This window comes from Xenorhabdus bovienii SS-2004 (genome assembly GCF_000027225.1).
In the GTDB taxonomy this organism is placed as follows: domain Bacteria; phylum Pseudomonadota; class Gammaproteobacteria; order Enterobacterales; family Enterobacteriaceae; genus Xenorhabdus; species Xenorhabdus bovienii_C.
The window spans coordinates 2,872,894-2,897,595 of sequence record NC_013892.1 but is presented as its reverse complement, the minus strand read 5'-3'; the positions used below and the strand labels follow the sequence as shown (position 1 = coordinate 2,897,595).

The 24,702-nt window shown below is 45.0% G+C and carries 17 protein-coding genes; 12 read left to right on the top strand and 5 right to left on the bottom strand.

The annotated features are described in order from the left end of the window. Positions 1–55: 55 nt before the first annotated feature. Both XBJ1_RS12435 and XBJ1_RS12430 read left to right on the top strand, forming a co-directional pair. On the top strand, positions 56–1,000 hold the full coding sequence (locus XBJ1_RS12435; protein WP_012989338.1) for an ABC transporter ATP-binding protein: 945 nt from the start codon (positions 56–58) through the stop codon (positions 998–1,000). After that, entirely contained in the window at positions 993–2,090 is a 1,098-nt protein-coding gene (locus tag XBJ1_RS12430) for an ABC transporter permease (protein ID WP_012989337.1), read from the top strand. The genes XBJ1_RS12435 and XBJ1_RS12430 overlap by 8 nt, the downstream gene beginning before the upstream one ends. 63 nt (positions 2,091–2,153) lie before the next feature. On the opposite strand, the gene XBJ1_RS12425 is transcribed toward XBJ1_RS12430, so the two are convergent. Beyond that, positions 2,154–3,905 (bottom strand): ABC-F family ATP-binding cassette domain-containing protein, encoded by a 1,752-nt coding sequence (locus tag XBJ1_RS12425; protein ID WP_012989336.1) that lies wholly within the window; start codon positions 3,903–3,905, stop codon positions 2,154–2,156. 1,409 nt (positions 3,906–5,314) lie between these two features. Between XBJ1_RS12425 and XBJ1_RS12420 the strand changes: the two genes are divergently transcribed. From XBJ1_RS12420 to XBJ1_RS12395, 6 genes are read left to right on the top strand one after another with little or no spacing between them, the layout of a single operon-like run. Then, positions 5,315–6,526, top strand: coding sequence for an aspartate aminotransferase family protein (locus XBJ1_RS12420; RefSeq protein ID WP_012989335.1), 1,212 nt, complete (start codon positions 5,315–5,317; stop codon positions 6,524–6,526). A 20-nt stretch (positions 6,527–6,546) separates the two neighbouring features. Continuing rightward, positions 6,547–7,593, top strand: coding sequence for an arginine N-succinyltransferase (astA, locus tag XBJ1_RS12415; protein ID WP_012989334.1), 1,047 nt, complete (start codon positions 6,547–6,549; stop codon positions 7,591–7,593). Then, complete coding sequence (gene astD, locus XBJ1_RS12410; protein ID WP_012989333.1) at positions 7,590–9,068, top strand: succinylglutamate-semialdehyde dehydrogenase; 1,479 nt, start codon at positions 7,590–7,592, stop codon at positions 9,066–9,068. The genes astA and astD overlap by 4 nt, the downstream gene beginning before the upstream one ends. A 36-nt stretch (positions 9,069–9,104) precedes the next feature. After that, entirely contained in the window at positions 9,105–10,448 is a 1,344-nt protein-coding gene (astB, locus tag XBJ1_RS12405) for an N-succinylarginine dihydrolase (RefSeq protein WP_012989332.1), read from the top strand. A 12-nt stretch (positions 10,449–10,460) separates the two neighbouring features. Then, complete coding sequence (gene astE / locus XBJ1_RS12400) at positions 10,461–11,435, top strand: succinylglutamate desuccinylase (RefSeq protein WP_012989331.1); 975 nt, start codon at positions 10,461–10,463, stop codon at positions 11,433–11,435. Positions 11,436–11,456: 21 nt separating this feature from the next. Next, the gene (locus tag XBJ1_RS12395; RefSeq protein WP_012989330.1) at positions 11,457–12,881 is read left to right on the top strand and encodes an amino acid permease; all 1,425 of its coding nucleotides are present in this window, start codon (positions 11,457–11,459) and stop codon (positions 12,879–12,881) included. Positions 12,882–13,146: 265 nt separating this feature from the next. On the opposite strand, the gene pta is transcribed toward XBJ1_RS12395, so the two are convergent. Then, positions 13,147–15,291 (bottom strand): phosphate acetyltransferase, encoded by a 2,145-nt coding sequence (pta, locus tag XBJ1_RS12390; RefSeq protein ID WP_038199052.1) that lies wholly within the window; start codon positions 15,289–15,291, stop codon positions 13,147–13,149. Between the two features lie 162 nt (positions 15,292–15,453). Continuing rightward, positions 15,454–16,656, bottom strand: a complete 1,203-nt coding sequence (ackA, locus tag XBJ1_RS12385) for an acetate kinase (protein WP_012989327.1) — start codon at positions 16,654–16,656, stop codon at positions 15,454–15,456. Between the two features lie 264 nt (positions 16,657–16,920). Between ackA and yfbV the strand changes: the two genes are divergently transcribed. From yfbV to XBJ1_RS12370, 3 genes are all read left to right on the top strand, one after another. Continuing rightward, positions 16,921–17,376, top strand: a complete 456-nt coding sequence (gene yfbV, locus XBJ1_RS12380; RefSeq protein WP_012989326.1) for a terminus macrodomain insulation protein YfbV — start codon at positions 16,921–16,923, stop codon at positions 17,374–17,376. A gap of 273 nt (positions 17,377–17,649) precedes the next feature. Then, positions 17,650–18,318: a sugar phosphatase gene (locus XBJ1_RS12375; protein WP_173346421.1), complete on the top strand. Its 669-nt coding sequence runs from the start codon at positions 17,650–17,652 to the stop codon at positions 18,316–18,318. A gap of 162 nt (positions 18,319–18,480) precedes the next feature. Continuing rightward, positions 18,481–20,310, top strand: coding sequence for an SLC13 family permease (locus XBJ1_RS12370; protein ID WP_012989324.1), 1,830 nt, complete (start codon positions 18,481–18,483; stop codon positions 20,308–20,310). 85 nt (positions 20,311–20,395) lie between these two features. Here XBJ1_RS12370 and yfbR read toward each other — a convergent pair whose 3' ends face one another. Both yfbR and XBJ1_RS12360 read right to left on the bottom strand, forming a co-directional pair. Beyond that, the gene (gene yfbR, locus XBJ1_RS12365; protein ID WP_038199049.1) at positions 20,396–20,977 is read right to left on the bottom strand and encodes a 5'-deoxynucleotidase; all 582 of its coding nucleotides are present in this window, start codon (positions 20,975–20,977) and stop codon (positions 20,396–20,398) included. A gap of 191 nt (positions 20,978–21,168) precedes the next feature. After that, entirely contained in the window at positions 21,169–22,383 is a 1,215-nt protein-coding gene (locus tag XBJ1_RS12360; protein ID WP_012989321.1) for a pyridoxal phosphate-dependent aminotransferase, read from the bottom strand. 812 nt (positions 22,384–23,195) lie between these two features. On the opposite strand from XBJ1_RS12360, the gene hexA reads away from it, so the two are divergent. Further along, positions 23,196–24,152 (top strand): transcriptional regulator HexA, encoded by a 957-nt coding sequence (hexA, locus tag XBJ1_RS12355; protein WP_012989319.1) that lies wholly within the window; start codon positions 23,196–23,198, stop codon positions 24,150–24,152. Positions 24,153–24,702 lie beyond the last annotated feature (550 nt).

Sequence of the window (24,702 nt, the reverse complement as noted above, 5' to 3'; positions counted from 1 at the left end):
GTCACACTCTTTAGTGAGAGCACAACTTATCACCAAATGAGACACAGAGAATTTTATGGGTATTCAACACAACGAGAAAGTGATTGAGTTTGAACAGGTCAAGAAGCACTACAAGGACTATCAAGCGCTAAAAGGAATTTCCCTGGATGTCTATCGCGGAGAGTTCCTGGGTCTGCTTGGTCCGAATGGGGCGGGTAAAACGACACTGGTCGAAATACTGGAAGGGCTGAAAACGCCGGATTCAGGCTCGGTTCGGGTATTAGGCAAAACATGGCAGCAGGACGCGCCTTACCTGCGTCAGCACCTCAGCGGTGTCTTACAGCAGACCCTGTTTATCGATAAGCTCAGTGTAGAAGAAACACTTAACCTGTTTGGCAGCTTTTATGGTTGTTCACGTAAACGAGCGCAGGAGGTGATGGAACTGGTCGAGCTGGAAGAAAAACGCAAAACCTATGTAGAGGGGTTATCCGGTGGTCAGCGTCAGCGTCTCGCATTGGGTGTGTCCATCATCAATGAGCCGGAAATCCTGATCCTGGACGAACCCACCACGGGGCTTGACCCGCGCATTCGTCATGATACTTGGGATATCCTGCGTAAGCTCAACCGTGAAAAGCACTCAACTATGATCTTAACTACCCACTATATGGAGGAAGCTGAGTATCTCTGTGATCGCATTTGTATCATGAATAAGGGAGAAATTATCACACAGGGCAGTATGGATGAGTTGTTGAAAAAACACTGCGATGGCGATCTCATTGAATTCCGTACCCATTTTCCTGACCGCTTGCAGGTACTGAGTCAACATGCTCAAGTCTTAAACTATGAGTACGATGAAAGGAAAGATAAGATCTGTATGCTGATTGAAGATTCCACCAGTTTTGTTGCTCATCTTTTTGAGTTTGCCAAACAAGTCGAGGTTGACATCATTGAACTGATGGTCAGGAAGAAAACGCTGGATGACTTGTTCATGACTTTGGCCGGGAGAAGGTTACATGAATAGTGCACTGCTCAACTTGATGAAAACTCAATTCCGGCAATATATCCGTGAGCCGGAAATTTTGTTCTGGTCGTTTGGTTTTCCTCTATTGCTGGTCTGGCTACTAGGGGTTTCGTTCTCCTCTCAGGACATTCCCGAAAGAGAAATCGGCATCGTGCTGCCTGTGGAAGCCGTAGAACAGCAGCAAGTCAAACAGTGGGGAGAGCAGCTTACTGCGCAGGAGCACATGATCTCAGGCATTATCAATAAAAAAGAAATCAAGCGTGAAAGGCTGGTCAAAGTTCGGTACAACATCACCTACTATCCTGATCATGAGTCTGTCGTGCGCGGGCTGAAGCGAGGGGATATCCAGATGTTCATTGAACAGGATAAAGAGGGAAAACGTGTCCATTACCTTGACCCACAGAACAGCGACGCCTTACTGACCTATTACCTGCTTAACCAGCAAGAGGGAATAGAGGTTGAAAAAAACCTGTTTATACTGGAAACACCGGGACTGCGCTATGTGGATTTTCTGGTACCGGGCTTACTGGCAATGGCGATTATGGAGACTTGCCTGATTGCGGTTGGCTGGGCACTGGCGGAAAAGCGCATCACACGGGTCACTCGTCAGATGTGCATTACCCCGATGCGCAAATCCACATTCCTGCTGGCGCATATCCTTTCCTGCCTTTTGATCAGCATTACCGAGATATTAATCATCTACCTGTTTGCAGACCTCTATTTTGATGTAGAAATACAAGGCTCGTTTTACGCTTTCCTGCTCTTGATGCTCACGGGGAATATTTGCTTTTCCGGTGTGGCAGTGCTGGTGGCATCCCGCGCCCGCAAAGCCCAAACCGCGAATGGATTGTTGGAAGTTTCCATTTTGATTCAGGTTTTGTTGTCAGGGATTTTTTTCAGTTACAAAAACTTCCCGCAGTGGATGGCGAATATTATTGAATACCTGCCATTAACCATTCTGGCCGACAATATGCGCAAAGTATTTATTGAAGGTGGTGATTTATTGCAGGCCGTGCCCGCAGCAATCATCTTGAGTGTCATTGGGATTGTGACATTTGTGTTGGGTATGAAAATATTTCGCTGGTATTGAAGGGATTATTATAAACATCCGGCGGATGGTTTGCCGGATGTTTATTTTCAAAACAGATATATGTCAATCCAACGACAATTGTCGACGCAACTGGGCTACTCGCTCACGCCATTGCTGCTGTAATATCGGTTTCTGGTGTGCAGCCTTGCGTTGCAAATCTGTCGCCAGTTTTTCCTCTAGTGAAATCAGCTCTGCCAGTTTCATTTCGTCATCATTAGAGAGCACTTCCGATGATGGTTCGAGAGAAAACGTAGATACGGGTGCGCTGCCCGTTTGTGTATTGCTATTAGCGTGACGGATTTTCTGATATACCGCATCCAAATCGTGGTATTCCGTTAAACGCTGACCATCAATATACCAATAACGGTTACAGCTTTGCTCAATCAATTCACGATCATGGCTGACCAGCAATAATCCACCCGCGAACAGCCGGATTTCATCGCGAAGCGTATTTTTACCATCCATATCCAAATGGTTGGTTGGTTCATCCAGCATCAATAATGAATATTTCGCCAAACTCAGGCCGATGAATAACAGTCTGGCGCGTTCACCACCACTCAATGATGCGACTGTTTGTTGATGGCGCAAATACGGAAACCCCGCGCTGATCAACGCCATTTTCCGCTGTTTGTCTAGCAGGGCAGCAAACGGTTTTAAGGCATCAGACAGCGTATCACTATCGGACAACTGTGCCAGTTTCTGGTCGTAATACCCAAGATTGACACGCGGATGCAGTACAAGAGGACTATCCGGCAGCGTCAGAGTCTGAGATTGCGATTGTGCCAAAATCATTCTTAACAGAGATGATTTTCCGGTTCCGTTCGCACCCATAATTGCAATGCGATCACCGCTTTTCACGGATAAATTGTCCGTTTTATATAGTGGTGGGCAGGACGGTGCCGGGATCACCGTCAGTTGATTGAACTCACACAGGCGATCTGCACGCAAAATATCACCGGTCAGTTTCAACCGCCATTGGCTGCTAACAGCCAGTTCAACCTGACAGTCCTGCAAACGGTCGACGTGTTTCTCCATTTGTTTGGCTTTACGGGAAAGCGCTTCGTTATCGTACACTTTGCCCCAGATAGCCAGACGTTTGGCACTGTGCGCGATGCGATCAATCTCTTTTTGCTGCGCGTTATGGCGGTGTTCATCACTGAGATCTTGTGCTGTCTGCGCTTCACGGGCTTGCGAGCACGGAAGACGATAGAGAGACACATTACCGTCGCGTAATATCCAGGTGCAATTCGTTAAGTGATCCAACAGTGTATTGTCATGAGAAACTAGAATAAAACTGCCGCACCACTGTGTCAGAAATTGCTCAAGCCAGAGAATTGTCGGCAAATCGAGATGGTTACTCGGCTCATCCAGCAATAATAAATCTGGGTTAATGATAAGCGCCCGCGCCAGTAATAAGCGCGTATGCTGACCGCCACTGAGTGCTGAGATCGCCAGACTGTGTTGCTCCGGCTGAAACCCCATTTCACTTAACAAAATTTCCGCCCGCCAATTGTCCTCAATTCGTTGTTCTGCCGGCAGTTTATCCAACACAGCCTCAATCAGCGTCATACTGTGCAATGTAACCGGTAAATGCTGTTCGGTGTAGGCCAGAATGCAGTGATTTGCCAGTGTTACGGTTCCTTCATTCGGTGATAATTTGGAAGAAAGTAATTTCAGTAGCGTACTTTTTCCACAACCGTTATACCCGATCAGACCGATTTTCTCGCCTTTATTAATGGAGATAGAAATATCGGCTAACAGTGGAGTGTGACCGTGATGGAATGACAGATTTTGGGTTGATAATAATGTACTCATAGCTTACTCAAATTTTAGGCGTGATAACACCTTGGGTCATAAAACGCGATAACCCTGTAAGCTGAGGAAGAGATATTAAATTGGTAAAAACTTCACTCAGGCAGGATTAACGCAATGCGTTAGTGGATAAGCCTGAGTGCTGACGATTACCAAAGAAATGTGAATATTCAATCACATCACTTAACATCATAATTAACCTCCTTTTCTTCTCTGTGGGTAAATGGATGATGGATAGATTATAGCATCTTTATATCATCTGCAATTATAAGTAGACAACGAGAACCTGTTTAAGTTGACTTAAGCGAAAGGGCAGAATCGTGTTTGATTAGCCAAGACTTGGGTGTAGCAATGTTCAGGCGTGATGGGCATTGCCGTAGTCGATTTTCCTTGCCGTTCCTGTCTTAATTACAGTGACCAAAATCAGTCTGCCACAACAGATATACCAATGTGACGGATGCCTTTTATATTGGGAGTGTTTTTTTAAATGGTTAATTCAATTTTTACCTGATTTAGATTAATAAATGATGCTATTTTTATTTATTAATATATTTAAAGTCATGGTGAAAAATTATTTTCTCTGATAATTAAGATATATATTTAATAATAACTTATGGTCTTGATTAGTCAAAACCCATTGGGTATAAATTCCATCCTATTAGGGCTATTTTATTAGGTATTTTGAACTTGGGCTGTGTTCAGATAAAAGCGATAGCTTTTGGACGCATTTTAGTATGGACTGAAAGAAGGAGCAGTGAATCATTCTCATGTACTAACCATTGATAAACTACATGCATGCTCCGATTTTTACGTGCAGTCTGTGTGCAAAAATTACGCTTATTGGGATAGATTTTTAGTTAACTGATGACCTAAAGGTAAATTGCTGAACCTTTGTGCCGTTTTTATCGTGGTTTTTGTCTCTGGAATATGGATTTTTCAGCGTTATATTTATTAATGTATTGATTTTTAAGTATATTATTTTATTTTAAAGTAAAATGCCCATTTGCAAATTTTTATTGAAATTGTAATCGTAAAATACTGACATGATAAATGAATAGTTATTGAACAATTCAGGTTGATTCCTATTATTTCCTCAATTCATGCCTCTTTTTATTTATTTTTTATGCATAAACTATGCATAAATTGTAAATAAAACTGCTTTTATAAATTGTGAAAAACATCATAAAGTAAATTATTTGTAATTTCATTGTATTGACTTTGTTAACTCCCAAAGAGATGATGCATTCAGCTTGCAATCTTAAAGGGTGGAAAAAGATACTCATAGAATGTAATTAGAAACTAATTGAAATAATTAATAGAAAATATGAGTAAACCTATTAATTAAACAAATACATTTCATGGTATATCAATTCATTTTTATTTTAGTGATTAACTTTTTTGAGGAAAAATAAATGTCAAACACGATTCAGAGAAGCTGGTTTGATCAGTATATGGTCCCTTGTTTTTCACCGGCTCAATTTATTCCTGTCCGCGCCAAAGGTTCTCGTGTATGGGATCAGGAAGGGAAAGAATACGTTGATTTTGCCGGTGGTATCGCGGTGAACTCATTGGGACATGCCAATGATGAGTTAAAGAAAGTATTAACTTCTCAAATAGAAAGTATGTGGCATGTTGGTAATGGTTATACGAATGAACCTGTTTTGAAACTGGCAAAAACACTTGTCGAAAATACCTTTGCTGATAAGGTTTTTTTCTGTAATTCGGGTGCTGAAGCAAATGAAGCTGCACTAAAGATTGCGAGAAAATATGCTTTAGATAAATATGGCAGTCATAAAAACGAAATCATTTCATTTGAAAATTCCTTCCACGGTAGAACATTATTTACGGTGACTGTGGGCGGCCAACCCAAATACTCACAAGATTTCGCGCCATTGCCGCAACAAATTAGCCATCTTCCCTATAACAATATTGACGCTATCAAAGCCCACATTTCGGAAAATACTTGCGCTGTGATTGTGGAACCTATCATTGGTGAAGGCGGTGTCATTCCTGCTGATCCTGCCTTCCTGAAAGCTTTGCGGGAACTGTGTGACCAACATCAGGCATTGTTGATTTTTGATGAAATCCAGACAGGAGTTGGTCGGACAGGGTATTTTTATGCTTACGAAGAAACAGGTGTTGAGCCAGATATCCTGACTAGCGCCAAAGGTCTTGGTGGCGGTTTTCCTATCGGAGCCATGCTGGTTAAACAGCCTATAGCAGACGTTTTCCAGCCGGGTTCACACGGTACAACATTCGGCGGTAATCCGCTGGCGGCGGCGGTTGCCAATCAGGTAGTTGCTTTAGTTAACCAACCGGAGTTTCTGGCGGGAGTACAAGAGCGTCATCATAAATTTATCAAGCGTATGTCAGATTTGAACCAACGTTATCACGTGTTCAGTGAATTACGTGGAAAAGGCTTGCTGCTGGGAGCCGAACTGGAGAAAAAATATCAGGGTAAGGCTAAAACCCTGAGCAATATCGCTGCGGAAGAAGGGTTGATTGCCTTGATTGCCGGTCCAAATGTGTTGCGTTTTGCCCCTGCGTTAAATATCGAAGAGCAGGACATCAATGACGGTTTCGCCCGTCTTGAAAACGCCCTCAAGCGATTTGTTCAGGAATAATACAGGTTTGAGGTGATATCATGATGCTATTTAGATCCGTTCAACATAAAGATTTAGGAGATATTCTCGATCTTTCGTCCCGTGCTGGCGTTGGTCTGACATCGCTGCCACATAATCAGGAATACCTGACGGCACGGATTTCACGCAGCATTGATTCATTTAACGATGTAAATGGACGAGCACAGCAGGGATTCCTATTTACTCTGGAAGATACGGAGAAGCATCGTGTTGTTGGTGTTAGTGCACTGGAAGTTGCGGTAGGGCTGGAAGACGCATTCTATAATTTCCGTTTACAGCGGTCGGTGCGTGCATCCCGTGAACTGGGCGTTTACAACACATTTGAAACGCTTATGGTGGGGCAGGATTATACGGGGTGTAGTGAGTTATGTACGTTGTTCCTCGACCCTGATTATCAGGGGGGAGGTAATGGTGTTTTCCTTTCCAGAAGCCGCTTCCTGTTTATTTCGGCATTCAGGCATCTCTTTCCAAAATCTATTTTTGCGGAAATGCGTGGGGTGGTGGATCTACAGGGAGAATCCCCGTTTTGGAATGCCCTTGGGCAACACTTTTTCAATATCCCTTTCGCTCAGGCCGATTACTTGACCGGCATTGGTATAAGAACGTTTATTGCGGAATTGATGCCATTCCATCCCATTTATGTACCTCTACTGCCGGAAGATGCGCAGAAAGCCATCGGTCAGGTGCATGAAAATACCGTACCCGCTCGCGCTATCTTAGAAAAGGAAGGTTTCTTCTATAACGATGGGGTCGATATTTTTGATGCAGGTGCCATCTTGCAAGCAGAAATTGATAATGTGCGTTCGATCAAGGCAAGTCGGCTTGCCTATGTCAAAAAAAGCGAAAAGGTCTCCCGACAGAGTAATGGGGTGCCGTGTATTGTTTCCAATGTGCACTTTCAGGACTTTAAGGCACTGCTCCTGAATATCCCTGATCCGTTTAGTTATGATGAACTGCAACTGACTCCTGCGGAGATGGAAGTGCTCCATGTGGATGAGGGGGATGCTGTGCGCTTTATTTCTCTTTTTTCTGAGGGATCTTCACAATGAATCATCAAGCAAATTATATCGGTAGCGGGTGGGTAGCAGGGCAAGGCGAACCCGTCATCAAATATTCCCCTCTTGATCAGCGGATTTTATGGCAGGCAAACAGTGCTTCTGTCAGTCAAGTAAATGACGCGTGTCAATCTGCCCGCAGGGCGTTCCCGGCATGGGCGAAACTGACGGCTGAAAAACGTATAGCTATTATTCAGGCGTTTGCTGATTTACTCACACAGGAAAAAGAGGCCATTGCCCGTGTGATCAGCGAAGAAACCAGTAAGCCTTTGTGGGAAACAAGGACAGAAGTTCAGTCTATGATTGGCAAAGTTGCTATTTCCATTGAGGGATGGCAACAGCGGACTGGCTATTCAGAAACGCCTATGCCAGATGGCAAGGCGATATTACAGCACCGTCCCCACGGCGTGATGGCGGTTTTCGGCCCTTATAATTTTCCCGGCCATTTACCTAACGGCCATATTGTTCCGGCGTTGATTGCCGGTAATACACTGGTGTTTAAGCCGAGTGAACTGACCCCCATGACGGCGGAAAAAACCGTGCAATTATGGATCAAAGCGGGGTTGCCTGCGGGTGTGTTGAATCTGGTTCAAGGGGGAAGGGAAACTGGCGGTGCATTGCTGGATAGCCGTGAGATTGACGGTGTGTTGTTTACCGGCAGTGCAGCGACAGGGTTTCATTTCCACCGCGTACTTGCGGGTCAGCCTGAAAAAATGCTGGCGCTGGAAATGGGCGGCAACAATGCTCTGATTGTGGATGATTATGACGATCTTGAGGCCGCGGTTTACACCATCATCCAATCTGCGTTTATTTCTGCTGGGCAGCGCTGTACCTGTGCCCGCAGGCTGTTGGTAAAACGTGGAGAGAAGGGGGATGCTCTGATTCAACGGCTACTTGATACCGCAGGTCAGATTATCCCGTCTCGCTGGGATGCCGATCCCCAACCGTTTATAGGCGGGGTGATCTCGTTGCCCGCAGTAGAAAATCTGCTGGATGCTCAGTCACGATTACAGGCATTGGGCGGCGTTTCGCTGCTGACTATGACTCAACCTGATCCTGACTCAACGTTTATGACACCCGGCATTATCGATCTGACCGATGCCAAAGAGGTTCCTGACGAAGAATATTTTGGACCTCTGTTAACCTTGAAGCGTTATGACACTTTTGAAGAAGCCATCTCTATCGCAAATGATACGCGCTTTGGTCTTGCAACGGGGTTAATTTCGCCGGATGCCGCTCTATTCGAGCATCTGTTGCAGGAGGCGAGGGCAGGGATTGTGAATTGGAACAAACCGTTGACCGGCGCCTCCAGCGCTGCCCCGTTCGGTGGTATTGGTGCATCGGGCAATCATCGTCCCAGTGCGTACTATGCCGCAGATTATTGTGCCTGGCCAATGGCATCTCTGACGGCAGACAAGCTGGTTTTACCTGATGCACCGGCGCCGGGTCTGGATTTTTTCCGTTCCTGATTTTTGTCATTAATAGCTTAGAGAACAGAGGTAATTATGTCAGGAATTGAAGCAAATTTTGATGGCCTGGTGGGTATGACTCACCATTACGCCGGGCTGTCAATGGGTAATGAAGCCTCGATGACTCATCGGGGGCAACAGTCCAATCCCCGCAAAGCTGCGCTTCAGGGATTGATGAAAATGAAGTCGCTGTCTGATATGGGGCTGGTTCAGGGGGTTCTGCCCCCGCAGCAGCGCCCTAACCTTCCCGCACTGCGGCAGTTGGGTTTTACTGGCAGTGATGAGCAGGTATTAAGCAAAGCTGCACAATATTCACCCTTGTTGCTGTCCAATCTCAGTTCCGCTTCTTCCATGTGGACAGCAAATGCAGCAACGGTTTCACCTTCTGCTGACAGTGCTGATCAACGAGTCCATTTTACGGTGGCGAACCTGAATAACAAACTGCATCGTTCATTGGAAAGTACAGTCACCGCGCGAGTGCTGGAAGCCGTCTTTCCTGATCAGGCTTGTTTCGCCCATCATGATCCTTTGCCTCAACATGGGGACTGGGGAGATGAAGGTGCGGCAAACCATAATCGTTTCTGCGGCGAATATGGTGAAGCGGGTGTGCAGCTATTTGTGTATGGTCGCAGTGCCTTACAGGAAGGCACGGCACCTAAACTCTATCCGGCAAGGCAGACATTGGAAGCCAGTCAGGCGGTCGCTCGTCTGCACCAACTTGAGGCCGCTCAAACGGTATTTGCCCAGCAGAATCCGGTCGCTATTGATAGCGGAGTGTTTCATAACGACGTGATCGCTGTCAGTAACCGCAATGTTTTTTTCCATCATCAGCAGGCCTTTGTGAATCAGCAGTCCGTATTGGCTGAACTTGAGAAAAAAATGGTGCGGCTTGGGCAAAAATTGATTGCGGTTGAAGTCCCTTCATCACAAGTGACGCTTCAGGATGCGGTTGGATCCTATCTTTTTAACAGTCAATTATTGAGCCAACCTAATGGCGATATGATGTTGATCTTGCCAGAAGAGTGTCGCCAGAATGTCAATGTCTGGGCGTATTTGCAGGCTTTGGTTGCTGGTGCCGATTCCCCTATTAAGAAACTCCACTTTTTTGATTTACGGGAAAGTATGCGTAATGGCGGAGGCCCTGCCTGCCTGCGGTTACGTGTCGTCTTGAAAGAACAGGAGTTAGCGGCGGTGAATCAGGCTGCTCTGATGACGCCGGAACTGTATCAACGCCTGACCTCTTGGGTTGAACGGTATTATCGCGATTCCCTGTATACCGCAGATTTGGTTGATCCCCAATTGCTGAATGAAGTCTATTTTGCCCTTGATGAATTGACCCAGATCCTCAAGCTCGGCTCGATCTATGAGTTTCAGCGTTAATCAGGAGAAAAAATGGATTTATTGACCTTATTGTTTGAAAAGAAACTGGAGAAAGTTCTGCATTTCCCACCTGCTTTAAAAGCCTCATGGCTGGCGGAGGGAGTATTGCAATTGCTGCCACAGGAGAGCAAAGCGGATACGTTGATTCTCTCCGTCGGTATCCACGGTAATGAAACCGCGCCCGTGGAGCTCCTGATTCAGTTAGTGTCGCAACTTGCTCTGGGAAGCCTACCGTTGCAGCACAACCTTCTGCTGATTTTCGGTAATGTACCCGCCATGCGTGAAAATAAGCGTTATATCGATAATGATCTCAATCGCATGTTTGGCGGCCGCCACCAGAATTTTCCTTCAGGGAATGAATCCCAACGAGCGATGGAGCTGGAAACGGTTGTTCGCCAGTTCTTTCGTGAGCCAGCAGTTAGGGCATCAACACGGCGCTGGCACCTTGATCTGCATACGGCAATTCGCGGCTCCTGCCATGAACAGTTTGCTTTGCTGCCGTTTCAGGCTCGTGAATATGCATCTGATTTCCTACAGTGGCTGGAGGGGAGCGATATTGATGCTCTGGTCTTCCATAACGCAGCCGGCGGGACGTTCAGTCACTTTACCAGTGAACATTTCAACGTAGAGAGTTGTACGATGGAGGTGGGTAAAGCACGTCCTTTTGGACAGAACGACCTGAGCAGATTTAATAATATTACGCTTGCATTACGTGATGTCGTGGCGGGTTCGTTTTTGATTAAACGGGAAAAACCGACAATGAAGCGTTACCGTGTTATAGACGCGATTATCAAACAAGAGGACAGTTTTCGGCTCCATATTCCTGAGGATACGAAAAACTTCACTGCGCTGCCGGACGGGTTCGAAATTGCCAGCCAGCCGAATCAATTCTGGAAAATTACTTCTCCTGCAAACTTTATTCTATTTCCCAACGCTCATGTTGCCATTGGTCAGCGTGCGGGTCTATTGCTGGTGCAATTAACGTAAAGAATCCTATGGAGGTTATCGATGACGAGGACGGTAAAAACACCTGTGGAGCAATCCGCAGGTGCGCAGAAACTTCACCGCGGATTAGGCAAACGTCATGTTCAATTAATTGCTATTGGAGGGGCTATTGGTACAGGGTTGTTTATGGGAACGGGAAAAACCATTGCTGTATCAGGCACTTCAATAATCCTGACTTACCTGCTGATCGGTTTTTTTGCTTTCATGGTCATGCGGGCGATGGGAGAACTGTTGCTCACAAAACTGGATTACCGAACCTTTGCTGATTTTGTGGCGGATTATCTCGGTGAGAAAGCCAGTTATTTTCTTGGCTGGACATACTGGATGAGCTGGGTAGTCAGCTGTATTGCGGATGTTGTAGTGTGCGGTGGCTATATCCAATATTGGTTTCCTGATGTCTCACTCTGGTTCACAGCTCTGTCACTTTTGGGGCTGATATGTTTGTGTAACTTCTTTTCGGTACAGTTATTCGGCGAAACTGAATTCTGGTTCGCTATGATCAAAGTCGTGGCAATCGTAGCACTGATTATCGTCGGTGTCGGCATGGTGTTTGTCGGATGGACATCGCCTAATGGCGTGACAGCGTCTGTTCGTCATTTGACTGATCCTGAAGTGTTCTTGCCGAACGGGATGTTTGGGTTTCTGGCAGGCTTTCAGATTGCCATTTTCTCTTTTACTGGCATTGAGCTGGTTGGCACCGTGACTGCGGAAACTAAAGAACCAGAAAAAGTTTTACCGAAAGCCATCAACACTATTCCCATCAGGATCATCATTTTCTATGTGCTTTCTATTATGTGCATTATCGCCGTGACTTCGTGGACGAATATTTCCCCGGAAGTCAGCCCGTTTGTGACGCTGTTTGCATTGGCTGGGTTGCCTGCGGCGGCGGCAGTGATTAATTTTGTCGCTCTGACTTCGGCGATGTCTTCGGCTAATAGTGGTTTATACGCGTGTACCCGGATGCTGTATGGCTTGTCCACAGAAAAGCTGGCGCATGGTAAATTCGCACAACTCTCAGTGAGCAGTGCGGTTCCTATCTTCAGTTTGATATTTTCTGTTATCTGCATGGCAAGCGGGGTATTCCTGCTGTTCATTGTCCCCAACGTGATGAAATTATTTACTATTGTCTCAACGGTGGCGGCTATTATGGTCATTTATAGCTGGGGAATGATATTGATTGCTTACCTGGCTTATCGTAAAAAACGTCCTGATTTGCATAAAATTTCCATCTATAAAATGCCTATGGGCATACCAATGACATGGTGTACCTTGATATTCTTTGCTTTCACAGTAGTGATTATGGTGTTTGATTACGATACCCGCGTTGCATTATATGGCACACCGATATGGTTTGTGATATTGGAGGTTTTGTGGCGTATGCGGAAAAATCGGAAGCAGCGTGTAATAGAAAAAAGAGTGGTAAATTAATCTATATTCACAAATAGTCAGTTAAATGGAGCAAAAAGATTTAGGTCGGTTTTTAATATTATTATCTTTATAAAAAATTTATTGGATATTTAATTCACTTATATAAATGAATTAACGATGATCCCTTTTTATTACCTTACCAATAAAAAAGATGATTATTGCTATAAAAAAATAACCCCAGCCAAAAAGTATGGGGTTATTTTATCTGTCGCAGTTATCTCATCATGTTTCTCACAATCAGAGAAAACGACTTAGAAATAGAAGATTACGCGTTTTCTTGTTGAGCTGCCTGAATCGCAGTCAGTGCAACAGTATAAACGATGTCATCAACCAATGCGCCACGGGACAGATCGTTAACTGGCTTGCGCATTCCTTGCAGCATTGGCCCGATGGAAACCAGATCCGCAGAACGTTGCACCGCTTTATAAGTAGTGTTACCGGTGTTCAGATCCGGAAAAATGAACACGGTAGCCTGACCAGCAACTGGTGAGTTTGGTGCCTTGGATTTTGCTACGTCTGCCATGATAGCTGCGTCGTACTGCAATGGACCATCGATGATCAGGTCCGGACGTTTTTCCTGTGCCAGACGCGTCGCTTCGCGAACTTTCTCTACATCGCTGCCCGCACCAGAGTTACCCGTGGAGTAGGAGATCATCGCAACGCGAGGATCGATGCCGAATGCTTTGGCTGAATCCGCAGATTGGATGGCGATTTCAGACAGTTGCTCTGCGGTTGGATCTGGGTTGATCGCACAGTCGCCGTAAACCAGTACTTGTTCTGGCAGTAACATGAAAAAGACAGAAGAAACCAGTGAGCTGTTTGGTGCTGTTTTAATTAACTGCAACGGTGGACGAATGGTGTTCGCCGTGGTGTGAACTGCACCGGAAACCAGACCGTCAACTTCGCCTTGTTCCAGCATCAGCGTACCCAGAACAACGTTGTCTTCCAGTTGCTCACGCGCCACAACTTCGGTCATGCCTTTGCTTTTACGCAGTTCAACCAGACGCGGAACGTAACGTTCGCGCACAGCGGCTGGATTAACCAGTTCAATGCCCGTGCCCAGCTCAACACCTTGAGCCGCAGCGACACGGCGGATTTCTTCCGGATCACCCAGCAGGATACATTCTGCAATGCCACGTTCAGCACAGATAGCCGCTGCTTTGACCGTACGTGGTTCGTCGCCTTCTGGCAGAACGATACGTTTGCCAGCCTGACGTGCCAATTCGGTCAGTTGATAACGGAATGCAGGTGGAGACAGACGGTTTGGACGCTCAGAAGTAGCAGCCAGAGAATCGATCCATTCGCTGCTGATGTGTTGTGCAACGTAGTTTTGCAGTTTTTCGATACGCTCATGATCATCAGCAGGGACTTCCAGGCTGAAACTTTGCAGGTTCAGGGAAGTCTGCCAGGTGTTGGTTTTCACTGTGAAAACCGGCAGGCCAGTGTTGAATGCACGTTCGCACAGTTCACGGATAGAATCATCAATAGCGTAGCCGCCGGTCAGCAGAACTGCACCTACGTCAACACCATTCATTGCGGCCAGACATGCCGTGATCAGCACGTCAGGACGGTCAGCAGAAGTGACCAGCAGAGAACCCGGACGGAAGTATTCCAGCATGTTAGGAATGCTGCGAGCACAGAAAGTCACCGATTTAATACGACGGCTCTGAATGGCACCTTCGTTGATGATGTCTGCTTTCAGGTGTTTCGCCATGTCGATTGCACGGGTTGCGATCAGGTCGAAACTCCACGGAATGCAACCGAGAATAGGTAGTGGGCTGTTTTTGAATACGGTTTTTGGATCGATGTAGGCAACGGTCGCTTTGGAGGCTTCGTCGAAGATTTCTGATAAATCTGGGCGAGTACGGCCTTGTTCATCAACAGGTGCATTCAGTTTGTTAACAATCACACCGATGATGTTCTGGTTTTTTATACCACCGTATTCGGCACGGCTCAGTTCAATCTGCTCTTTTAACTGTTCTGGGGAATGGGTACCCAGTGCCGTGACAAACACGATGTCTGCATTCAGTGTCTTGGCAATTTCATAGTTCAGTGACTGTGCAAATGGATGCTTGCGAGTTGGCACCAGACCTTCGATCAGAACCACTTCGGCATCTTTGGTGTTTGCGTGGTAACGAGCCACGATTTCTTCCATCAACACATCTTTCTTATTGGTGGTCAGCAGGGATTCCACATACGCCATATCCAGAGGTTCAGCAGCGTGCATGCTGGAGTGAGAACGGATGATGGATGTGGTTTGATCCTGAGAACCACTATGGCGTGGTTGTGCGATAGGTTTGAAAACACTCAGGCGAACGCCTTTTTGCTCCATGGAGCGAATTACGCCTAGGCTGACACTGGTTAAACCAACGCTGGTGCCAGTAGGGATCAACATAATTATACGGGACACGGAAACCTCTTTAACGGTTGCTCGTCAGTCAATCAACGTGACTCAATGCTATATAAATAGATGAAAAATGAGTCAACGCAATAGATATCAATGAAATATTAATCAATGCATTCATGAATAGAGAACCGCCAGCATTGCTGGCAGTTCTTGAAATCATATGACTTATGCAGTCAGGCGCGCTGCATCCTGAGCGATCACCAATTCTTCATTAGTTGGGATCACCAGAGCAGGGCGGCTGTTATCAGTAGTGATAACGCCAGATTTGCCGAAGCGAGCTGCAAGGTTACGCTCGTGATCATATTCGAAGCCCAGCAGAGCGATTTTTTTCACTGCCAGTTCACGAACCAGTGAGGAGTTTTCACCGATGCCGCCGGTGAAGATAATCGCATCCAGACGGCCTTCCATCAGTGCACTGTATGCACCAATGTATTTCGCCAGACGGTGGCAGTAAACGTCCATTGCACGTTTAGCATCAGCTTTGGTTTCGTAGTTATCTTCTACATAACGGCAGTCGCTGGTGACTTCAGTCAGACCCAGTAAACCAGATTCTTTAGTCAGCAGAGTATTGATCTGATCAACGCTCATGCCCATTGCATCGTGCAGGTGGAATACGATAGCAGGATCGATGTCACCACTACGAGTTCCCATTACCAGACCTTCCAGTGGAGTCAGACCCATGGAAGTGTCAACACATTGGCCGTTAACAATGGCAGAAACAGAACCACCGTTACCCAAATGGCAGGTGATGATGTTCAGTTCTTCCACTGGCTTGTTCAGCATTTTGGCGGCTTCACGGGTAACGTAGAAATGGCTGGTGCCATGTGCGCCGTAACGACGGATGCCATGCTCTTTGTACAAGTTGTATGGCAGAGCGTATAGGTATGATTCTTCCGGCATAGTCTGGTGGAATGCAGTGTCAAATACGGCGATATTTTTCTCAACCAGATGAGAGAATGCTTTTTTCGCTTCTGCGATACCAATCAGGTGAGCAGGGTTGTGCAACGGTGCGAATGGGATAGCGGCTTCAATACCTTGGATCACTTCATCAGTGATAATAACGGAAGACGTGAATTTTTCACCGCCGTGAACGATACGATGGCCGATGGCTGAAATTTGCGCAGAAAGTTCTGGCTTTTCAGACAAAATAGTATTAACAATAAAGTTCAGTGCTTCACTGTGTGCTGCGCCGGCACCTAAAGCAGCTTCGTTTTTCGCGCCATCCATTTTCCATTTAATACGGGCTTCAGGCAGGCCAAAGCATTCTGCCAGACCGGAAAGATATTCTTCACCATTGGCAGGGTTGATGATAGCGAATTTCAGGGAGGAGCTACCGCAGTTAAGAACCAGTACCAGCTTACTTGACATGGAAATACCTATTATCTTGTTGTGATCTAATCTTGAATAAGAATGATGTTAAAAAATGAAATAATCTGTTAACAAACTGAACCAAAGTGTTGCGAAAAAGGACAATTTTTCTGTTTTGCTACTGCAACGACATAAAAGTCTGTGTAGGATACCGTTTGCTAGCAATAAAGACAAAATATACTTAATAGTATTAATACTACAAAAAAGATTTTATCTGTTGTAGGAATTTTTTAAAAATTATACCTTTAATTGATTGAGGTCATGATGAATACGACGCCACCTGTCAACCAAGGTTGGTTTAAGAGAGTACAATTAGGGCAGCAATATTTGAAAACGTGGCCGCTGGAAAAACAGCTCGCGCCAATTTTCCCTGAAAATCGCATTATCAAAGCGACTCGTTTTGGCATTCGTTTCATGCCGCCGCTGGCGATTTTTACTTTGACATGGCAAATTGCACTGGGTGGGCAATTGGGGCCATCTGCCGCAACCGCGCTGTTTGCCTGTAGTTTGCCGTTGCAGGGATTATGGTGGTTGGGAAAACGTGCAGCAACGCCTTTACCAGAAGGGCTGCTGAAATGGTTTTATGAAATTCGTGAGAAATTTGCCGAAGCGGGAATTGCCATGATGCCTGTGGAAAGCACACCAACTTACTTCTCGCTGGCTGAATTGCTTAAACGGGCATTCAAGCAACTAGATAACGCTTTCCTTGATGATATTTGAACCGTCAGATCCCCTCCCTGACGGCTGCTGAATCAATTAACTGATAAACCCCCTTTCAGATCAATAAATGGTTGTTTTGCGCTACTCATAAAAAATGGATACAGAAGGGCGTTATACTCATCTTGATTTCGGCAGTCATGGTTTCAACTCCTAGACACCGATGTGAAATAAGTGTCAGCGTATGTTGGCTGTCCTCGCCAATATCACCTGAGCACCGTTGAGATATGTCAGATTATTAACGCATGATTGCGTTTGGAGGATTTGGGTGTGGTACTGAAATGCAGAGGTTTCTTATTCGATCTGGATGGCACGTTGATTGATTCACTACCGGTAGTTGAGCGTGCATGGTGCCAGTTTGCAGATAAAATGGACATCGATAGAGATGAAGTGTTGAGTTTTGTTCATGGTACTCCGGCTATGATATCACTACGTCATTTTATGCCTGATGCAAGTGAAGAGGAGATCAATCGCACTTTTAAGTGGATTGAAAAAATTGAATCAGAAGATACAGAAGGGGTTACTGCTTTACCCGGTGCGATTGCACTGATTGATAAACTCAATGCGCTGGATATTCCGTGGGCGATAGTGACTTCGTGTACGGTTCCCCTTGCTTCTGTCCGTCATAAAGTGGCGGAGTTGCCTGAGCCCGCTCATTGGGTTACTGCTGAGAGTATCAAAAATGGGAAACCGAACCCTGAGCCTTATCTGTTGGGAGCCAGTATGCTGGGGCTGTCGCCAGAGGAGTGTGTGGTTTTTGAAGATGCTGCTGCTGGTATTCATGCGGGTCTGGATGCTGGCTGTCAGGTGGTGGTTGTCCATAATTCGCCGGGTATTCCACGTCGTGATGAACTTCATCTTGTGCTCAATAATCTGGAAGACATTGAAATTAGCAAATCTGGCGGTTATGTAACAATTTATGCCTTAAATGAGGAAAATTGTTGATCTTAACGAGGGATTTATCCTGAGAAAAATGGTCTACTTACGCGCTTAATGCCTATACCGATAGGCTCTTGATAACGACCAATCTGCCTATCGGCAGATTGGTATTGCTGATGGGATATTCCTTAAGGTATAGCTGATTAGATACTGTTGATAGAGGCCATATTGAATAGCGAACTGTTGTGGGTATTGACCCTGTTATTAGTAGCCATTGTTCTTTTCACCACCAATAAAGTCAGAATGGATGTTGTGGCGTTATTGGTGATCATCGTATTTGTCCTGAGTGGTACGCTCTCCCTGAATGAAGCCACTATCGGTTTCAGTGATCCGAATGTCTTGTTGATTGCTGCTCTGTTTGTCATTGGCGAGGGGCTGGTGAGGACAGGCGTTGCCTACCAGATGGGGGATTGGCTGGTTCGTGTTGCCGGTAGCAGTGAAACCAAAATGCTGGCTCTGCTGATGCTGTCAGTTGCCGGGCTGGGGGCTTTCATGAGTTCCACGGGGGTTGTGGCTATCTTTATTCCTGTTGTCCTGAGTGTCGCCGCTAGAATGAAAACCTCTCCAGGCCGGCTGATGATGCCGTTGGGTTTTGCTGGCTTGATTAGTGGCATGATGACGCTGGTCGCAACACCACCCAATATGGTGGTCAATAGTGAATTGGTGCGTGAAGGTCTGCGGGGTTTTGACTTTTTTTCCATTACACCGATAGGTATTTTAGTGTTGCTGGCGGGAATTGTTTACATGCTTGTTACCCGTCGTTGGCTAGGCGTGAAAGCACTTCAGAAACCGGACGAACGTTACCATCGTACGTTTCGTGACTTGATCCGTGACTATAAATTAACGGGTCGTGCCCGCCGTCTTGCTGTCCGCGAAGGCTCCCCATTGATTGGTCATGCACTGGATGAATTGAGTCTGCGTACCCACTATGGTGCCAATGTGGTTGGTATTGAACGCTGGAGGAAGTTTCGTCGGGTGATGGTAGCTGCCACCGGTGAAACTGAGTTACATCAGCAGGATGTGCTGCTGGTGGATATGTCCGATAGCGATGTGGATTTGCGAGAATTTTGCAGCGAGCAACAGTTAGAGCCGATGATATTGCGCGGGGAATATTTTTCGGAACAGTCCCGTGATGTGGGAATGGCCGAAGTTTCTGTGATCCCTGAATCAGAGCTATTGGGAAAATCGTTGCGTGATATGAAATTTCGCACACGTTATGGTCTCAACGTGGTGGGGATTCGTCGTAGCGGTAAAGCCATTGTTGAAAAATTAGTCGATGAACCTGTACACCTTGGTGACACCTTACTGGTGATTGGCGACTGGAAACTGATTCGGGCATTGAAAACCAAAACACCTGATTTCATTGTGTTGAACCTGCCCGTTGAAGTGGAAAGTGCCGCTCCTGCAGCATCACAGGCGCCTCATGCTCTGTTTTGCCTTGCCCTTATGGTGGCGATGATGCTGACCAATGAAATTCCCAATTTTGTTGCTGCCTTGATTGCCTGCCTGCTAATGGGAAAATTTCGCTGTATCGATATGGAAAGCGCCTATCGTGCCATTCACTGGCCGAGCATCATTTTGATTGTCGGGATGATGCCTTTTGCTCTGGCACTACAAAAAACGGGCGGTATTGATTTAATTGTCAAAGGCTTGATGGATATTGCCGGCAACATGGGGCCGCGGGTGATGCTGTTGTGCCTGTTTGTACTCTGTGCGCTGATCGGGTTGTTTATCTCCAATACAGCGACTGCCGTATTGATGGCGCCGATTGCTATTGCTGCGGCGAAACAGATGTCTGTTTCACCCTTGCCCTTTGCGATGATTATTGGTGTTGCGGCTTCGGCTGCGTTTATGACACCTGTTTCATCTCCTGTTAATACGCTGATACTGGGGCCTGGTGGATATCGGTTTGCTGATTTCCTGAAACTTGGCGTACCTTTTACGCTGATCGTCATGGGGATTAGTGTGGCGATGATCCCGATACTTTTTCCATTTTGATCTTTTTCCCAATCGACTGTTTCAGGGATTTCAGGTGGCTAAGTTTAAATAGTACAGCTTCCGCATCAAGGAAGCTGCATTGTGGTTACAGGCTGATTTCATCAAGCGAAAGACTGAAACCTGGCACAAACACTGTCAGAAAGTAATCCATCTCTTCACTGTGGCGTTCGGCCAATGTTTTTTCCAATCGTGATTTGGCCTGATTGAATTCAGCGTTGCCAGCCGATAGCTCCTCCAGACATTTCAAATAAGCACATAACGCATCGGCCTGTTTGACAATGGCAGTTTCTTCGTCCGTGTGAAGCTGATCATCCAAAATAGAGCGAAAATCATCCTGTAATTCAGAAGGCAGCATAGTCAATAATTTATGTTGGGCGATTTTTTCTATTTTTTTGTATTCGTGGGCAATTTGGGGATTGTAATATTTAATTGGGGTGGGCAGATCTCCGGTGATGACTTCGCTGGCATCATGGTACATGGCCAGCAGGGCGATCCGTTCGGCATTAAGACTGCCGTTGAATTTACGGTTTTTGATCACCGCCAGTGCGTGGGCGACAAAAGCGACTTGCAAACTGTGCTCTGAAACATTTTCTGTACGTACATTTCGCATGAGAGGCCAGCGATTGATCAACTTCAGGCGAGATAACTGGGCGAAAAAATGACTCATAATTTCCTCTTGCTGCGGGACAACAATGTGATTAATTGTGGGCGGAGTCAGGACGGAAGTAAACCCATTAAGAGCCAAAATAAGTTGTGAAAGGCAATTGGAATCTGTACTGAATGAGAGTGTGGGGGATATGTGCGGCATAGAGATATTAGAGCCTAAACGGCTCTAATATTCACGCAGGGTGGTTATGCTTATTGACGATAATTGCCGATAAATCGGGCAAATTTCTCAATCGCTATTTGCAGATCAGTTGTATGTGGCAATGTGACAATACGGAAATGGTCAGGTTCTGGCCAATTGAACGCTGTACCTTGAACCAGCAGCACTTTTTCCTGTAATAACAGATCCAGTACCATTTTTTGATCGTCATGGATGTTGAAACGTTTGGTGTCTATTTTCGGGAACATATACAGAGCACCCATGGGCTTAACGCAGGAAACACCTGGGATCTGATTAATCAATTCCCATGCACGATTACGCTGTTCATAAAGGCGACCGCCCGGAAAAATAAATTCGCTGATGCTCTGATAGCCACCCAAAGCTGTTTGAATGGCGTGCTGCATAGGGACGTTGGCGCAAAGACGCATGGATGCCAGCATCTCCAGCCCTTCAATATAGCCTTTGGCCTGTTTTTTCGGACCATTCAGTACCATCCAGCCTTGACGGAAACCCGCAACGCGATAGGTTTTTGACAAACCATTAAAGGTAACGGTAAAGAGATCGGGAGCCAGTGCCGCGATGGAATGGTGCTGGGCATCATCGTACAGAATTTTGTCGTAAATCTCATCGGCGAAAATAGTCAAATTATGCTGACGGGCAATTTCCACGATTTCCAGTAGCAGCTCTTTGCTATATACCGCTCCGGTTGGGTTGTTCGGGTTAATAATGACAATCCCCCGGGTACGCGGGGTGATTTTACGGCGAATGTCATCTAAATCAGGGAACCAGCCTTGTTGTTCATCACATAGGTAATGAACAGCCTTGCCGCTGGAAAGTGATACCGCTGCTGTCCAGAGAGGATAATCCGGCGCAGGTACCAACATTTCATCCCCAGTATTGAGCAGAGCTTGCATGGATTGAACGATAAGCTCAGAAACACCGTTACCAATAAAGATATCTTCAACGGTAATATCCAGCATATTTCTGGCTTGATAATGCTGCATGATTGCTTTGCGCGCGGAGTACAGCCCTTTCGAATCAGAGTATCCCTGAGCGGTTGCAAGATTGCGAATAACATCGACCAGAATTTCATCGGGTGCTTCGAAGCCAAATGGCGCCGGATTACCAATGTTTAATTTCAGTATCTTATTGCCTTCTTCTTCAAGTCGTTTGGCTTCTTTGAGGGTATTACCCCGGATGTCATAGCAGACATTATCTAATTTGCTGGATTTATTAATGGAAAACATAGAGTGCCTTAACCTCGTGGCAATAAGTGGGTTTTACCCGGCATACAAGGTGTGGTGATTAAAGTGTAATGATTAATGTACTCCTCCCGGTCTGTATTTTGAAGATGCTTTGATATCTTTGGTGAAAACGGTTGTTTTAAAGACTAATGTATAAGTTTGCCCTCTAAAAATGCGTATTTTATTGGTGTTTTATTCTTTATTTTTATTTATTCTTGGTTTTATATTTCAAATAATGACGTGTTTTTAGTTGGTTGAATGAAAAAATAGGTAATTTAATGATGAATTTTTAGTCTGTAACATTAAATGGAACTCGAATTGTCAATAAAAGTAAGAAGGTTTGTATAATGTATTCTTATAATTTATCTTTACTGACGTAAAGTTAATTAAGGTTTTTATCACATGATACTTTGACAATGTTTTTGAATTTTTACCCGTAACATTTTCAGGACTTTTCAATGAAAAAGTAAAACCATTAAGAATGTTAATATTTTTCGGTTGAGATAAATTTTCTTCATTCAGTTACTCTATTCTTTGAGGTAAGTCAGAAAAAGGATATTTGTACTGGAAATTAGTGATTATGTGATGTAAATAGAGTTTTATCTCCGCTTTAATTTGGAGATTGCATAAATTTTGTTAAGAAAGGAGAAATTAAAACCCATGATTATATAGATAGTAAAAAAAAAGCAGTAAACCTTTGCCCTCTTTAATAGAGTAGAGTAATGTCACAATCGGTATTATTTTATTTGATACTGCTGAAGTAAAAACACCAGGTTAGTTAGTAATTAAAATCAAAAAAAAGTGATGAATAAACAATGATAAATGCAAATCGTCAGATAATAAACCTCGATCTCGATCTGCTAAGAACTTTTGTTGCCGTTGCTGACTTAAATACTTTTGCAGCCGCAGCAGCAGCAGTTTGTAGAACGCAATCGGCTGTGAGTCAGCAAATGCAACGTCTGGAGCATCTTGTGGGGAGAGAATTGTTTGCTCGCCACGGACGTAACAAGCTCCTGACTGAACATGGGCTTCAACTTCTTGGTTATGCACGCCAGATTTTGCGTGCCAATGACGATGCTACTGCATCATTGACGTACAATGATGCTGACGGTGAATTAAGAATAGGGGCATCTGATGATACTGTTGATACCCTTCTTCCTTTCCTGTTAAATCGCATTGCTTCTGTCTATCCACGCATGGCTGTTGATGTGCGAATCAAACGCACTCAGTTTATTGAAAGCATGCTGGATAACCATGAAATTGATTTGGCATTGACCACAGCAAAAATTAATCACCATCCAAAAACGGTTCTGCGCTCCTCGCCTGTACTATGGCACTGTGCGCCTGATTTTCAGTTGCAGACGAACGAAGCTATACCGTTGGTTGTAATGGATGAAACCAACCCATTCCGTCAGATCGCGCTGGATACGCTGGATACGGCCGGTATTTCATGGCGTATTGCTTATGAAGCGGCTTCCCTATCAGCTGTTCGTGCAGCTGTGAATGCTGAAGTTGGCATTACTGCCCGCCCTCTGGAAATGCAGAATGCAGATCTAAGAATTTTGGGGGAAAGTGAAGGGTTGCCACGCCTGCCAGAAATACAATTTTTCTTGTATCGAAACAGTAACGAACAGAATGAATCTGTCCTGACTGTTTTTGATGCAATAGAAAATAAGAAAACACCTTATACCGTAACTACTATCGAATCTAATGAAACCGACGAGATTGATGAATCAGTTGAAATATCCTCTGTTGAAAATATAGACGAGTAAGTATTACGTGTTTTATAGGCTAATATTTCCATTTTATTTGTAGAGATATTAGCCTTTCTCTAAACTGTTATTAATAGTTCTTCAGGTTTTCGTTTCCATTTCTGATATTTCCCTCCAAAAATATACCCTATTAATTTTCCTATCTCTTTCGAATTTTAGTTAAAGGAATGTTGTTTTGTTAACAACTTTCATTTTTTTAAATTGATAAAATAAACTCGCTTTTGGAAATAGTTGCTAGATTACGGTTCTATAGTCCTTTTTAGAAATAATTTATTAATGATTGAATGAATTACATTCAAGTGTTGAATATTTTTCAATGAAATTGTGCACTCGATCATAAAAATACTCTGATCAGTGCGGTGGAAAGACAGGTTTTTCCTGAGATAATAGTGTAGTAAAGTCGAGTTATCGGTTAAACTAGTTATAGCGTGTTGGTGGCTTTTTACTCGACTGACACGTTTTAGCGATATATAAGCACAATCTGTTAATTAATGGTTTTTTGTTTGTAAATAAATAGGTAGTCGCTTTTGCCATGCAGGCAAAATATTGT

What these genes read in the sequence shown, in the direction of transcription:
- XBJ1_RS12435 (WP_012989338.1), top strand. Translation starts at nt 56, where the DNA reads ATGGGTATTCAACACAACGAGAAAGTGATTGAGTTTGAACAGGTCAAG.
- XBJ1_RS12430 (WP_012989337.1), top strand. Translation starts at nt 993, where the DNA reads ATGAATAGTGCACTGCTCAACTTGATGAAAACTCAATTCCGGCAATAT.
- XBJ1_RS12425 (WP_012989336.1), bottom strand. Translation starts at nt 3,905, where the DNA reads ATGAGTACATTATTATCAACCCAAAATCTGTCATTCCATCACGGTCAC.
- XBJ1_RS12420 (WP_012989335.1), top strand. Translation starts at nt 5,315, where the DNA reads ATGTCAAACACGATTCAGAGAAGCTGGTTTGATCAGTATATGGTCCCT.
- astA (WP_012989334.1), top strand. Translation starts at nt 6,547, where the DNA reads ATGATGCTATTTAGATCCGTTCAACATAAAGATTTAGGAGATATTCTC.
- astD (WP_012989333.1), top strand. Translation starts at nt 7,590, where the DNA reads ATGAATCATCAAGCAAATTATATCGGTAGCGGGTGGGTAGCAGGGCAA.
- astB (WP_012989332.1), top strand. Translation starts at nt 9,105, where the DNA reads ATGTCAGGAATTGAAGCAAATTTTGATGGCCTGGTGGGTATGACTCAC.
- astE (WP_012989331.1), top strand. Translation starts at nt 10,461, where the DNA reads ATGGATTTATTGACCTTATTGTTTGAAAAGAAACTGGAGAAAGTTCTG.
- XBJ1_RS12395 (WP_012989330.1), top strand. Translation starts at nt 11,457, where the DNA reads ATGACGAGGACGGTAAAAACACCTGTGGAGCAATCCGCAGGTGCGCAG.
- ackA (WP_012989327.1), bottom strand. Translation starts at nt 16,656, where the DNA reads ATGTCAAGTAAGCTGGTACTGGTTCTTAACTGCGGTAGCTCCTCCCTG.
- yfbV (WP_012989326.1), top strand. Translation starts at nt 16,921, where the DNA reads ATGAATACGACGCCACCTGTCAACCAAGGTTGGTTTAAGAGAGTACAA.
- yfbR (WP_038199049.1), bottom strand. Translation starts at nt 20,977, where the DNA reads ATGAGTCATTTTTTCGCCCAGTTATCTCGCCTGAAGTTGATCAATCGC.
- XBJ1_RS12360 (WP_012989321.1), bottom strand. Translation starts at nt 22,383, where the DNA reads ATGTTTTCCATTAATAAATCCAGCAAATTAGATAATGTCTGCTATGAC.
- hexA (WP_012989319.1), top strand. Translation starts at nt 23,196, where the DNA reads ATGATAAATGCAAATCGTCAGATAATAAACCTCGATCTCGATCTGCTA.